The sequence below is a fragment of the Cupriavidus sp. CP313 genome (assembly GCF_054072015.1).
The window spans coordinates 98,897-111,368 of record NZ_JBSVZB010000010.1; the positions used below are offsets into that span (position 1 = coordinate 98,897).

Annotated in this window: 8 protein-coding genes; 1 reads left to right on the forward strand and 7 read right to left on the reverse strand. The window is 59.5% G+C overall.

The annotated features are described in order from the left end of the window. Window positions 1–44: 44 nt before the first annotated feature. The 7 genes from ACW4E8_RS16000 to ACW4E8_RS16030 all read right to left on the reverse strand — a co-directional run bounded on the left by ACW4E8_RS16000 (window position 45) and on the right by ACW4E8_RS16030 (window position 10,175). Complete coding sequence (locus ACW4E8_RS16000) at window positions 45–260, reverse strand: hypothetical protein (RefSeq protein ID WP_456805392.1); 216 nt, start codon at window positions 258–260, stop codon at window positions 45–47. A gap of 805 nt (window positions 261–1,065) precedes the next feature. Further along, window positions 1,066–2,400 (reverse strand): replication initiation protein, encoded by a 1,335-nt coding sequence (locus ACW4E8_RS16005; protein ID WP_354687262.1) that lies wholly within the window; start codon window positions 2,398–2,400, stop codon window positions 1,066–1,068. 1,662 nt (window positions 2,401–4,062) lie between these two features. Further along, window positions 4,063–5,304 carry a helix-turn-helix domain-containing protein gene (locus tag ACW4E8_RS16010; protein ID WP_456805393.1) on the reverse strand — a complete coding sequence of 414 codons (1,242 nt, stop codon included), beginning with the start codon at window positions 5,302–5,304 and terminating at the stop codon, window positions 4,063–4,065. 222 nt (window positions 5,305–5,526) lie between these two features. Beyond that, window positions 5,527–6,564, reverse strand: a complete 1,038-nt coding sequence (locus ACW4E8_RS16015; protein ID WP_456805394.1) for a hypothetical protein — start codon at window positions 6,562–6,564, stop codon at window positions 5,527–5,529. Between the two features lie 8 nt (window positions 6,565–6,572). Continuing rightward, a complete protein-coding gene (locus ACW4E8_RS16020) occupies window positions 6,573–7,514 on the reverse strand; it encodes a recombination-associated protein RdgC (RefSeq protein WP_456805395.1) in 942 nt (313 codons plus the stop codon). Window positions 7,515–7,598: 84 nt separating this feature from the next. Continuing rightward, window positions 7,599–8,549, reverse strand: coding sequence for a hypothetical protein (locus tag ACW4E8_RS16025; protein ID WP_456805396.1), 951 nt, complete (start codon window positions 8,547–8,549; stop codon window positions 7,599–7,601). 27 nt (window positions 8,550–8,576) lie between these two features. Beyond that, window positions 8,577–10,175 (reverse strand): hypothetical protein, encoded by a 1,599-nt coding sequence (locus ACW4E8_RS16030; RefSeq protein WP_456805397.1) that lies wholly within the window; start codon window positions 10,173–10,175, stop codon window positions 8,577–8,579. 425 nt (window positions 10,176–10,600) lie between these two features. On the opposite strand from ACW4E8_RS16030, the gene ACW4E8_RS16035 reads away from it, so the two are divergent. Beyond that, window positions 10,601–12,466, forward strand: a complete 1,866-nt coding sequence (locus ACW4E8_RS16035) for a DEAD/DEAH box helicase (RefSeq protein ID WP_456805398.1) — start codon at window positions 10,601–10,603, stop codon at window positions 12,464–12,466. Window positions 12,467–12,472 lie beyond the last annotated feature (6 nt).

A 12,472-nucleotide genomic window follows, 5' to 3' on the forward strand; every position in this document is an offset into this window, starting at 1 on the left:
AATTGCATGTGGACGATGAGTCGTCTCGCCTTTGGCGCATAGGTTTAGCGGGGAAGCCATTGTTGTTTGAATGCGGTGCTCTCGCGGGTAAGGCCGAGTGGTTTCACGCGTGAAAGCTCGCAAATTGGCCCGCCTGCAAGCTCCCAGTTGAACCGGATCTCGACGGCGGCTTTCATGCTTGAAAGCGCAGCAGCTCCATCTTGGTCGACATCCACTTTCAAGCGTGAAAGCTCACCATTCCCTGCGGAACTGTTGGGCATGCGGGGTTTCAAGCGTGAAAGCAGGCCCGGATTCAAGCCCTCCACGCAAATTCAGCGTGGAAAAGCTACTCAGGTTGTTCGGCGGAATCTTTGGTCTTTTTGCTTCCAGGCTTCAGCGAAGCGAACCACGACGAGGATTACTACCTGACCGACCTTTCAAGCGTGAAAGTATCCGGCGCAGTCTGCCGCTGACCGTAAGGTTTCATGCTTGAAAGCTTAGTGAGCCATCCACGCCCAGGATTCACCCTGTGGAACTTTCAAGCTTGAAAGTACCGGCCCAGCCTGCGACTGGCCCTTGAGGTTTCATGCCTGAAAGTCGGGGAGCCAACCGTCGCGATATTGTGGTCAAAGCCGCCTCCCAGCGACGCCGCACGTGACGACAGCCCTGACCAACTTTCAAGCATGAAAGCATGCCTAAGTACGGTGGAGCCCTGACGGATGCATTCCGGGTAGCCGACGGAGAAGCTAGGTTGCGAGCTTTCATGCTTGAAAGCCGGCCGAGTGAACTGCCCCTCGACGGACTTTCAAGCGTGAAAGTAATGGGAGCATGCCGCGGCGCCTGGATGAGCCCTGGTTTCATGCTTGAAAGCATCGGGCCGCCAAGGTACGGAGAAGACGGCGGAACACCTCTGGAATTGCGATGGAAGTGATGGACCGCGCAGTAGTGGATGGTAACGCCAGCGGCGCCAAGCTCCACTTTCATACGTGGGTCGTTGGCCGCGCTCTGACCCATGCCAATGAGTTTCAATCGAGAAAGCGGGAACGACGTATCTTTTGAGAGATATATTTTTTATGTCGTGGAGTCTTATGCCGCTTGGCGCGCGTCTGACCAGCGCTTGGCGTACTGACCAAGCTCCAATTTCAACGCCTTGCGAGCCAAGATGGCCACCTCATCCGGCTTCGCCTTAACCTTCTGCCGGCGAGCAGCCATCTGAAAAGTCGTCTCCTTGTACAGGCCCTCGAGGACTTTCAACCGATCGTCAGACCCCAGGGAGTCAAAGATGGCCAACCCCTCCTCGATATCCCTCTCAAGATTTCGGGCGAACTCAATCTCTGCTGTTGGAACCTTCGGCTCGGCAGCGGGCAGGGCAGGCGCATTCCCCGCAGCAACAGCCCGCTCCATTTCGCTCATAGCCCATCCTTCGTTGATCGCTCGCACGAGATAGGCACCTGGTGACTTGACCACACCGACCTTTACCCGATACTTCACGAGCTCGATCGCGGCGCGGATTCTCTCATCCGTGTTCACCTCGCGATTGCTAATGATCTCGTTGATCTGCTTTTTGCTCAGCCCGAAGCCCTTCACAAGCGTCTCGTACAGATCCTTCAGCTCGTGCGGCTGCGCGAAATCCAGAACCAGCTTGCCCTCTGCGTTATCCCGGAGCTTGAAACGGATCGCCGCTACGCGGCGCGAGCCCGGCGCAGTCTTCGTCTCGTATTCGATGTAGAGGTCCGTCAGCTCATTGATTTGAGCAATGTTCTTGTCGAGGACCAACCGCTTGAACTGCTTGTATTCCGTCAGCGATTTCACGGCATCGGCATTGACCCACTTTCGGACATCTTCGATTGGGATCCAGCCGGTCGTGCCCATAAAACGAAGCGAGCCAAGCCGTTCATAAAGAACATAGGCGTACTGGCTCAACGCCGCTGACATGCGCAAGGAGAGATATGTGTAGCGCTGCGGATCCTTCAACTGCCGACGGATCATCTCGTCGACCTTGAACACGACGCGCCCGCCGGTAATCCCAACTGAGCCCAGCAGCGGCACAGATACCCATTGCGGGTCGCCGCCTGAATCCTCAACAGAAACTTGAACGGATGAGGCCTGGCACTCACGCAAAGCTTTCTTCAAATGTGCAACATTGTTCGACGTTTCAAACTTCGAAAGCCATTTGAAGTAGTTGAGTTCGATATCGTAATGTTCGAGATCCGGATTCTCTGATACGGTGAGCCACAAGGCGTTGATTGCTCGCCTGGCCACAAGCGACATCGGAGACACGTCGATCAGGACATTGGTCTTGCGGTAACCGATCTCCCGCGGCGATTCGGTGATTGCGGTAGTGGGCCCCAGATCCTCGCGGACAGCGTTGAAGATGTCGAAGCCTAGTTGCTCCTGAATGTTCTTCGGGACGTTTGACATGGAGAGGGCGCCGAGTACACAGAGTGACGGACGGTAATATCGCTGTAAAGGTGTAATGAGTCAAGTATACGATTGCACCTTTGCGCAGCACCATCGCCAACTCACACCAATCGATGACACCCTCGGGCCAATGCATACCACCATCGACGCGAGCCAGCCGCCTGGAAACCCAATCTACGTGCGACTTTCCGGCAGATTAGGCTGTTGCCACCAACCGTTAACACCTTGCACCAATTACTTGCACCTTGACACCAACTGTTAGCACCTTTTGAGGCCAACCGATTACACCTTTGCGGCCCATTGCGGACCACCTTTGGACCAAATAATGCCACCTTTACACCAATCGTTAACACTTTGCTCGATGTAACTTCTTGATTTTCCAAGAAAAATCCCGGGTCGTATACGTTAGTTGGTATACGTAAACGAAGCTGCTAGCTCTCCGCAAAGATTTGCGGACAGTCAAAACCGACGGTACTTATCCACACTTCTAGCATCCACTGAGGCCCGGGCCAAAACAAAAGCGACCCAAAGCAACAGGGGCAACGGCTGCAACCCGCGGCGGCAGGGCTATGCCGGCTTCTCCGACGGCGCAAGCTACGCGCTCTCGCTTGGCAACCAGGCGATATCGCCAGCCATGTGATGGCATTCTACGGCGGCTTCATGTTGGCGTTCCCGCAGCTGGAGCCCTCGAACAACGGGAAAGGGTTTGGGTCCAGAGTGGCCAAGCAAACCTCAAAGTGCAATCAATTGGGCCGCAGAAGCCATGGTGTAGTTCATTGGTCCGCAAGTAGGCACGGATCCTTGTGGGGTGTCATCGGTTGGTCCGCAAGACAGTTATGGTGTAACGCATTGGTCCGCACGGCTACGTCCGCGGCACCAGGGTTACAAGGCCGCGGCGGGGATCAAGGTGCAATGGGTTGGTGCGCAAAATATCGCAGGCGCTGGCAAATTGGTCCGCAAGCCATCCCGTAACGGAAGACAGAACCGAGCCCTCCGGGCCCCAGTCACCACCAAAGGTGTAAACGATTGGCCCGCAAGCCCTTCAGAAGGGTCTGAGCCGTGTCCTAAGGACACACCGAGAAGCTAAGTACGACCTGAAGGTGCATTCTTTTGGGCCGCAAATCCTCAAGGTGTAGTTGATTGGTCCGCAGTGGGGGGGCCCGAGGGACCAGATCGCGGCTTTGACTGACGATGGTGCAATGGATTGGTCCGCAAAATTTGCGGAGGCGGCTCCTTCCACCTCAGTTTGGCGCTCGTGGACGAAGGGAGTGCTCACTATTCCCGCAAATTTCCCTGCACGCCACCAAACCGATGCACCTTTGCGCCGCACCGCCCGGTTTGCGGACCAAACCGATACACCATACCTTCGGTGCTCTAAACGGCACCTCCGCAGATACTATGAAGGCTGCGGCCCAAACCGATGCACCATCCAAGGCCCTCCCGCCATGCCCCGCTCGCCTGCCCCAAGCACCTCAGCTTGAATGCCGGCCACACCTTCGAATCCCACCCAGCCCACCAACTGCACAACGACGATGTCTGTATCAGGCAAGGCCGACTGATCTAGCGCCTTCAAGCGCGTCTTAGCCCGCGCAAGCGCGTTGAAGCGCACTCTGGCGCCTTGAGGCGCGTAACTCTCACCTCCCAGAGGGTTCAACTAGCGCGTTAAAGCGCCTCCAAGCGCGTTGAAGCGCATAACCTGGCCCCCGAGCTCAGCCTCCAAAGATGTTTGGAGGCCTGGCTGCCGCCGACGAGGCTGCGAAGCTGCTCAATAGCTGCCTGTGCCATGGCCGACGATGACCTTGTCGCTGACGACGGTTGGGCCAGAGGACGGATGAACCCAGTCGCTGCTCTGTCCATCTCGATGAGCCAGGCGCGCGCCTGGCCATGCCCTAATGAACTTCGGCGGCCGTTGGCCTCGGTGATCACGATCGACGCCGAGTCGACCTCATAGATCCGCCCGTCGGGTGCTGACACCCGTCTACCGCGGTACCGCTCAATGAGTTGGGCAACCTCCTGCCGGTCCTGCGCGGCCCGAGCGTCGGCTGCGTGCCTTTCATCTTCTTGGGCCTTCCGAGTCCGGACCACATGGCCATAATCGATGGGCTTTCCGAGGAGCGACTTGAGGTAGGCGAACAGTTCTCGCCCCCGGAGCGGCCCGAGAGCATGGCCGGATGCCGAGACGACGTCCGACAGTCGGTGGCCAGCCTCCCTCGCGAGCCGCATCAGAAGGAAGAGGGCGGACGTCTTAAGCTCTTGATCGCGCACGAGAGGCGCCAGATCAATGGGGACTGCCCGATCGTCAATTTGCACAAAGACTCCCCGCCCGGGATGTTTCTTCGTAGAAGACTGCTTGGGTTTGTTTACGCCACTCACCGGTGCGAGACATGTAGAGCGGGACTGGGACTCATCGTGGCCGGTCGGAGGAGGTTCAGCGGACCCAAGTTGCCTGCCAGCGATCCCGATGAACTGCAGCAACTTTGCGGTGAACCCGATCCGGCCAACGACCTCGAGCTGCGCCCTGGTGCGTTGCTGCCGTTCACGCTCGATAAGCCCGGCATCTTCAAGTACCCCGAGCGCTCGATAGACAGTGGCCTCGCTAATCGCGAGGTGCTGTGCAATCGTTGACTTCTTCATGAAGGCGAGCGAGGTGGGATCGTTCTGGTTCAGTGCGAAGCGGATGAGCGTGGCCAGGACTTGGCGACTAGTGATGTGCAAAGCCCGGAGCCCATCGGACTCGTAGACCAATGCGATCGCTCTGAGGATCCGCTCAGGCAGCCGCCCAGCATCGCACCTGGCTGCCTTGGGTTCCCGGCCATCGCTGACCATCGAGGATGGAGCATGCAACGCACCGCCGCATGCTGTTGTTTTTTGGGCAATAGGAAGCCCTTCGAAGCCTAAATTCATCTTCGATCAACGCGCAAATTTGTGGAGAGAGCATTGACAGCGAAGGGCGAGGCTTCGTAGACTCGAACTGTCTTAGAGGTCAAGTCAAGAGGGTTTCGAAGCCTTCCACCCCTTTGTCTATGCCGATAAAAAGCCTGGAGCGCCAACTCCAGGCTTTTTTTCGTTTAGGGGATGCCTACGGGCTCAACGACTGCTCCTTCAAAATCTTAGTGGCCACGCTACTCAATGAAGCGTCGGGCGCGAATACGATTGACGGTCTGCGGCGGGCGCCGCCATCGGCAATTCGATCCGAGGATTCCTTGCGCGCAGATCGGCAATCACCTCATCCGGCACGTGCTCACCCCGTTCGCAGGCCGCTACCACCAGGTCACAGTGGACCATCGAACGGACTGAATGTGGATTCAGGCGAGGGTTGTCCGCGTGAAAGAAGATCATCGCCTTCGCACCTGCCATCTGGAACGTCCGGAGGTCGCTGTCCAGAGCGCGGTTCAACAGCTGCGTAACCGACGATGCGATCCATTCCTGCCGCGGCGCCAGCTCTAGCCCATTCTTGCCGACTGTCGCGCGATCGTAGATGCGGCCAAGCTCGGAGCGGAGCGCGTTGAGGTCCTGAGCGCCGGCCGGGGCCTGAGCGCCTTCAACGACCAGCATACGGGACTCCTTCGCACCGTTTCCCCTGGTCACCGGAATTGCCAGTGAACTGAGCTCGAAGTCCTCAAGAGGCATGCACCATGCGTCGACATCGGCCAGCCGCGCAATGCGGGCGGCGCGAAGGGCCTTATTGCTTTCGACGTCGGCGGCTACAACGTTACCCGCCTGGTCCAGCAGCCTGTACTCGACCATGTAGCCGCGACGGCCTTGTTGCCAGACCAGGTCCTTCAGGAGCGGGTCCGCTTCGCGGGCAACGTTGCTCGCGTGTTGCATGAAGGTGACGATCGGCGCTGCGCCGAAAGTGTTTAGCAGCAGCCGCTGCGCGCTCTGACGTCGCATAGGCACCTCTGCACCAATCGGCACTTCATATGGCTCAGGGTCAGCCCTCGGGGCGAGCCCGCGGCCGGTTCGCCACGCGTCACTGAGCGCAACAGCCAAGGCCTTTAGCACGTCACCGGTCAATGGGCCACAGCTGGCAATGCGAGCAGGGGTGGTTTCAGATGCCCGGGAAGCGTAGAGCGAAGTGATATCGCCCTGGGTTTGTGTGAAGCACTGGCCCACCCAGTCCGCAGGCAAACGGATCTCTTCGAGGTGTAGTTTGTTACTCATTGAAATTCTCACGCCGCCATCGGCAGCTCTTGTTCATCGGTTCGATGTCGGACGCCCTCGGCCGGCGATTCGCCCCCGAGTGCTCCGCTGAGGGCAGCAATCAGCTTGCCAAGCTCGCCAGCCATCAGCGCGAAGTCGGCATTGAATCTGGCGTCCGCGTCCTCGCCGTTATCCTTCGTTTCGTCTTTGATCACATTCAGAGCCTTGATCTTTTTCAGTCCCAGGGCGCTGGTAAGGACAAACGAGATTCGGTCTTCCCAGGTCATTGCCAGCTGCGTGCACCGCTTGCCGCCGGCAAGGTGGTGACCAAGATCCGCCGCATCGAGGCTATGGTTTGCGAACTTCACGGTAGACTTGCCCTCGCCAGAGTCTTTGAGCTCGGCATCCTGGTCGACAGTGAAACCGCCGGGTGCTTCGTCGCTGGCTAGCCAGTCCGTCATCGCGGCCGCGGGGGACAGGTTGCAATGCAGCGGCGTGGCCTCAAGCCGATCAATGGACCGGAAGAGGGCGGTCACGATGGTGTCGACCTTGGAACCGACGGCGTCGATGCAGATCAGGTTGTTGACGGGATCGATCCATACTGCGGTCTTGCTGCGCGTTGCGAAGGCCTTTGGCAGCAGCTCGCGCGTGACATATTCCTTCAGCTCTTTCAGCTGCTTGCGGCCTACTTTGAAGCCTTGGCGGGCCTCAATCTCCGCTGAACGGGCCGCCAGTGCGTCTTTCACCACGGCACCTGGCAGTACCTTCTTCTCGATGCAATAGCTAAGCAGAACTTGCTGACCCACTACATGGGCCAGCGATCCATCGGCGCGGGGCGGTACCCATCCGCTGGATGCGAAGTCACTGCTGCCGCAAGACGTGAAAGCTTGTTTTCCGAGCGCATTGTTGAGCGCGTCGGCACGCTGGCCGAGGCTTACGAGTCGAAGGACCGTTGCGTTCTTGAGCCACATAGAGGTGTCCTTATTGGTGATGGGCCGGCCACGCCGGCGGTTCATCGTTCGAAAAATACTGATACGTCAAAATAAATGGACCAATTAGAGACCGAGGCGCGGCGATAAAGATCGCTCCGGGCTGGGGTCGGAAAGTACGAGTGGTACGTCGACGCGGCGCTCCTCCGGAGTACCATCGGCGCGACCGTCCTCCAAAATGCTCACCGATCCGATGGAGGGGTCATACATGGCTACATTGAGCTCATCACCGCGGTTGAAATAGACGACGGAGCCTGGCGTTGGTCCGGCGCGGCTGTACGCGCGGTCAAACCAAACCCCAGCGTCGAGTAGGATCTGCTCTGCGTCGACTTGCGTGGTCGCGTGTTGGCGGCCAGCCCATCGGGCCACGTGGTCGGTTCGGCTGCGTGCGAACTGGTGGCGGACGAAAATGGCCAACTGGCTGTTCAAGGCGGTCGCTGGAACACGTACGGTCGGCCCCAAAAGGCGGGTGTCACCAAAGGCTAGGGCACCGAGCCAGTTTTCTCCGTCTGCACCACGGATGAGGCGGCAGACATTCATGGTGTCGGCGTCTTCCACCAGGTAAATGTCTGCCCCTCCACGTTGGCGGAGGGTGTTGAAGCCAGCGCGTGCGAGCTCGAAGAAGTAACCAGGGGTTTGCCGCTCACGATAGGCAACGCGCCACCAGTGGAAGATCTGCTCAATCGTGCGCGGCTGGGCAAAAAAGTGGCCCAGGTCGTCAAACTCGAGATCCCGCTCGTCAGCGAACTCGATCGCTGCGCGGACAAAGGCCCGGTCGGCGCATTGGCTCAGCGCCAATCCGCCATGCGCCCCATCGGGCGGATGGCCGGCAAGCGCTGCATCGAGGATGCCGCGAGCCGAAGGGAATGCGTGGATCAGCTCGTCGATCAGAAGCGCGGTAAGGCTGACAGCCTGGAGCGCCAGGCCGCGCGCGTGCGCTTGCTTTTCCAACTCCGATGCGATTGCCTTGCGCTCGTGCTTTGAGACGCCATTCAGCCCGATAATCTGTGGATCCATGATGTAGACCTTAGCGATTGCAGGGGGCTAGCGCATCCGCGGCCTTGTCGCGACCTCATGATCGTCGTCGCCAGGGCACTCTCCATCGTGTTCCGCCAGGTCGCCAGAGGCCAATTGCTCGAAGATCGCCGCAACGAGTTGCACATCGGTAGCATCGCTCTGAATTAGAGCCTCGCCAGCAACCCGGCGCATCCACGCGAAAAAGCCGTCAGCCGTGCGACCGACCGCCCCGAAGGTATTGGCAACCTCGCTGGTGTCTGGTGTCGCCTCGGCTGGGAGGGCGAGCACGCCAGTCTTCCAAAGCGAGAACGCGTGGGCAGCCGTTTCGCGTGGGTCATTGCACTGTGCTGCCGCCTTATGCAGTCCGCGCTCCGACAGGCACTTTACCGTCAGAGCATGCAGCGGCGAGCCGGCGCGGAACGCGCGGTCAATCGCGTTGTTCTTCTCCTGTTCAATCAAGTGTTCCTGTGCGTAGTGCCAGCACTCGTGATAGAAGACACGGTCGGGTTCCTTCGCACGCAATGAAAGGAGGATCATGCGGTTGATCTGGCTACCGGCGACTTCCGAGCCTGCCGCATCGTAGATCTGAGAGGCAAGGCGGACAGAGGCGACGGAGCCCAGCATCTCGCGGGCGCGGCTAAGATAGGCTTGCTGGTGCTCGGGAAGGTCATCGATCAACACTGCCAGGGTGTTGTGCAGCACGTCGCGGGAATACATGGGTTGCGGCTTCAAGAGGACCTCCCTTACCTGTGGCGTCATGTCAAACCCGGGCACGCTGTGCTCGGGACCGTTCTCCTGGAACTTGACTGCGTTCATCCGGATCTTCTGGTCGCTACCTTTGAGGGCCTTTTCGGCGATTTTCGGGAGAATCTTCAGGTAGAAGTCGTTCAAGCCGTCGCTCTGGCGCTCGTTGTTCCAGCCATTGCGCATGTTGGCGGTGATCCATGCCACACGGCGGATTGCCGGATTCTCAGCTGCCCGCTGAAGGGTCCGGCGCAGGATGAGTCCAGACCAGACTTCGGTGTTCGTCACAAACGGACCCTTAGAGATGTTTGCCCAATCCTGGCGGCGCCCGCGCTGGGCCCAATCCGACTGAATCTCCTCGATCATGAAGAGGTCGCCGCGCACGGTCGTCCGGGCATGGGCGAGGAGGTTGGCGATCTTCTGACCGGGCCGCTCAGGATCCTCCATATCCGAGAAGTGGTGGTGTGAAAAATCATGTGCCTTGTCGACGGATGCCAGCAGAGCGCGGCGCTCCGCGTCGAGTCGGACTACGGCGCCAGGATCCCGCGCTAGGCGATCCAGATCGAAGTCCAACTCCTCCAGCTCGAAGCGTATCTCGTCCATCCGGTCCTCTATGTTTGCCTTCTGGCTGTTGAGGACATAGAGCGTTTCCTGATAGGCGCTGGGACCGGGTTGCTTGTAATTGGCGTACTTGGGGCGCGCAAGATCGATCTCCTTGATCGTCGGAGTGGTCGACACGAGCATCTGCAGCAAATCGTCCTTGGTAAGCGATTGCTTTGGGTCGCGCAACTCCAAGGTAGGGAGGAGGTTTGAATCCTCGATCTCGTTGCCTTTGACGCCTTTCTGAGTGAGCTTTCCGATCAGCGAGATCCACTGTGCCACAGGCGCCTTTGTCTGAGACTTGGATATCTGATCAGCAAGGACGCTATAGAGCCGGGATGATGGGCCGGCATTGAGGTATCGGTAAGGGCTTCTCATAGCAGGTCAGAAAGGGTGGCACGCCGGTTGAGCGTCCAGAAGTTATTTTGGCGTATGATTATAATTGTAAACTTAACGATGTCACCGGTATACGTGTCCAGATGGCCCTTTTGTCCAATCCGACCCTTGACAGGACCGTCTCGCGGCTAGGCCTACGCCGGCTTGAGGAGGCGCTTCTGTGCGCGCCCGCGAGGCATCAGGATTTCCGCCGGGTAGCCCAACAGTTCGCGGAGGTGGCCGGGGCCGAGCGGCCTGTCCCAATGCTGGTGAGGGTGGTTGAGCGTGAGGACGGGAGGGATCCAATCCTGGGGTTCGCGCCCGGATCGAAGGTGCCGCTGAAGTCCCCATTTGGGAAGAGCACTGCGAGACTGGACATCTCGGTCGCCGACGCAGCGGGCGTCCACGCCAGCATGGGGATCTTCGGCGCGGTCTGGGGATGGAAGGACATCCAGGTCGGCGATTTTCTTCTGATCATGGCCCGGCCGGTTCGCTTCGGTTCGAAGCTCTGCCTGGACAACGTCGAGCAGCTCGACACGCGGTATGTTGGCAAGGTGATGCCGATTTACCTCGGTATCCCGGGCCGAGTGGCCGGCAACGCCGTGAACGCCTTGGTCGGACACGTACTGGATCAGGACGTCGACTTGGCTCTGAGTTCCGCCGTCGAGGCGATCTGCGAAGCGTGCGGCCTTCCTGAGGAGCAGATTCTCGAAGCCTGCGAGGCCCCGGACCAATTCGCCGACCTCGAGGATCTGTTCGCCGGATTGCATGCCCCGGCTACACCCGAAGAGGGAACCGCAGCGCTCACAACCGCAAAGCGCATTGCCTGCCTGGCGATCCAGGCTGCCGCGCTGCGTCAGAACGCAAGAGCGCCACACCCGGATGCCCCGATTGGCGGCAGCGGCGAAGGTGGCATCGTTGAGCGGGCCGCGAAGATTCTCCGGTCGCAACCCGAGAAGCCGACCGGAGATCAGGAGCGCGCAACGGCTGGGATCGCGGCGGCCCTGCAGAACAGCACACCGATGAACGGCTTGCTCTGTGGCGATGTGGGAACCGGTAAGACGCTCGCATACCTGGCGCCGGCCGTGGCCGCGCACCAACTGGGCGCTCGCGTGGCCATTGTCGCACCGACCTTCCTGCTGGCCGACCAGATTGCCCGGAATCTTGTTCGTCGCTTCGGCGATGCAGTGGCAGTACAGCGGGTGGAGGCCGGGGGGAAGATCGTCGATCCGCAAGCCATCCTTGTCGGTACCGCGGGGATGACTACTGTGGCGGCCAAGGCCAGTTACACGCCAAACCTGCTCATCGCTGACGAGCAACACAAGCTTGACACCACCACGCGCGAGCGGATGGTCGCCCCGTGGACGCACGTCCTGGACGTGTCGGCCACACCCATCCCTCGAACCATGGCGCTATCGTTGTTTCCTGGCGTGCAGGTATTCACTATTGACGAACAGCCTGTCGAAAAGTCGATCCAAACCCGACTCATTGATGTGGGACAGAGGAAGATGACCGTTGGCGCGATTCAGGCAGCCGTCGCAGCGGGAAAACGCGCAGCGATCCTGATCCCTCGAGTGGGTTCCGTCAGCGGCGAGGGCAAGGAGGGGGACATCACCGCCAATCGCTCCTCCGTCTTAAAGGCCGCCGAGCAGTTCGAGAAGGCATTTCCAGGCAAGGTTGCCACCCTCTACGGGGAAATGAGCGACGAAGAGAAGCGCGTAGCAATCGAGAGCGTAGCGAGCGGACGGACGCCGATCGTCATCGCGTCGACGGTATTCGAGACCGGGATTGACATTCCGGACGTTGCCGTCATGGTGATCCGGGACGCCGATCATTTCGGCATGTCACAGCTGCACCAGATGCGAGGCCGCCTGGCGCGTGCCGGCGGAAGTGGTGAGTGCTTCCTTATGGTCGAGGACTTAGCGGGCCTGTCAGTCGAAACGCGCGGCCGGCTGGATGTTTTGACGCGGAGCTCCAATGGTTTTGAGCTTGCGGCGCATGACATGGTGAGCCGCGGGGCAGGTGAGTTCGAGGGAACGGCACAGAGCGGCTCCACGACCAGCGTATTCAAGCTCATTCCGATCCGCCCTCGCGATTTGCTGGAGAACCGGATCGACCTCACGGTGGCAATTGATCAAGCGGAGGCGCGTGACGATATGGCCAACAAGCGCTTCTCGCAGAGTCGGCTGTTCAATTAAAGGGCC

What these genes read in the sequence shown, in the direction of transcription:
- ACW4E8_RS16000 (WP_456805392.1), bottom strand. Translation starts at nt 260, where the DNA reads ATGCCCAACAGTTCCGCAGGGAATGGTGAGCTTTCACGCTTGAAAGTG.
- ACW4E8_RS16005 (WP_354687262.1), bottom strand. Translation starts at nt 2,400, where the DNA reads ATGTCAAACGTCCCGAAGAACATTCAGGAGCAACTAGGCTTCGACATC.
- ACW4E8_RS16010 (WP_456805393.1), bottom strand. Translation starts at nt 5,304, where the DNA reads ATGAATTTAGGCTTCGAAGGGCTTCCTATTGCCCAAAAAACAACAGCA.
- ACW4E8_RS16015 (WP_456805394.1), bottom strand. Translation starts at nt 6,564, where the DNA reads ATGAGTAACAAACTACACCTCGAAGAGATCCGTTTGCCTGCGGACTGG.
- ACW4E8_RS16020 (WP_456805395.1), bottom strand. Translation starts at nt 7,514, where the DNA reads ATGTGGCTCAAGAACGCAACGGTCCTTCGACTCGTAAGCCTCGGCCAG.
- ACW4E8_RS16025 (WP_456805396.1), bottom strand. Translation starts at nt 8,549, where the DNA reads ATGGATCCACAGATTATCGGGCTGAATGGCGTCTCAAAGCACGAGCGC.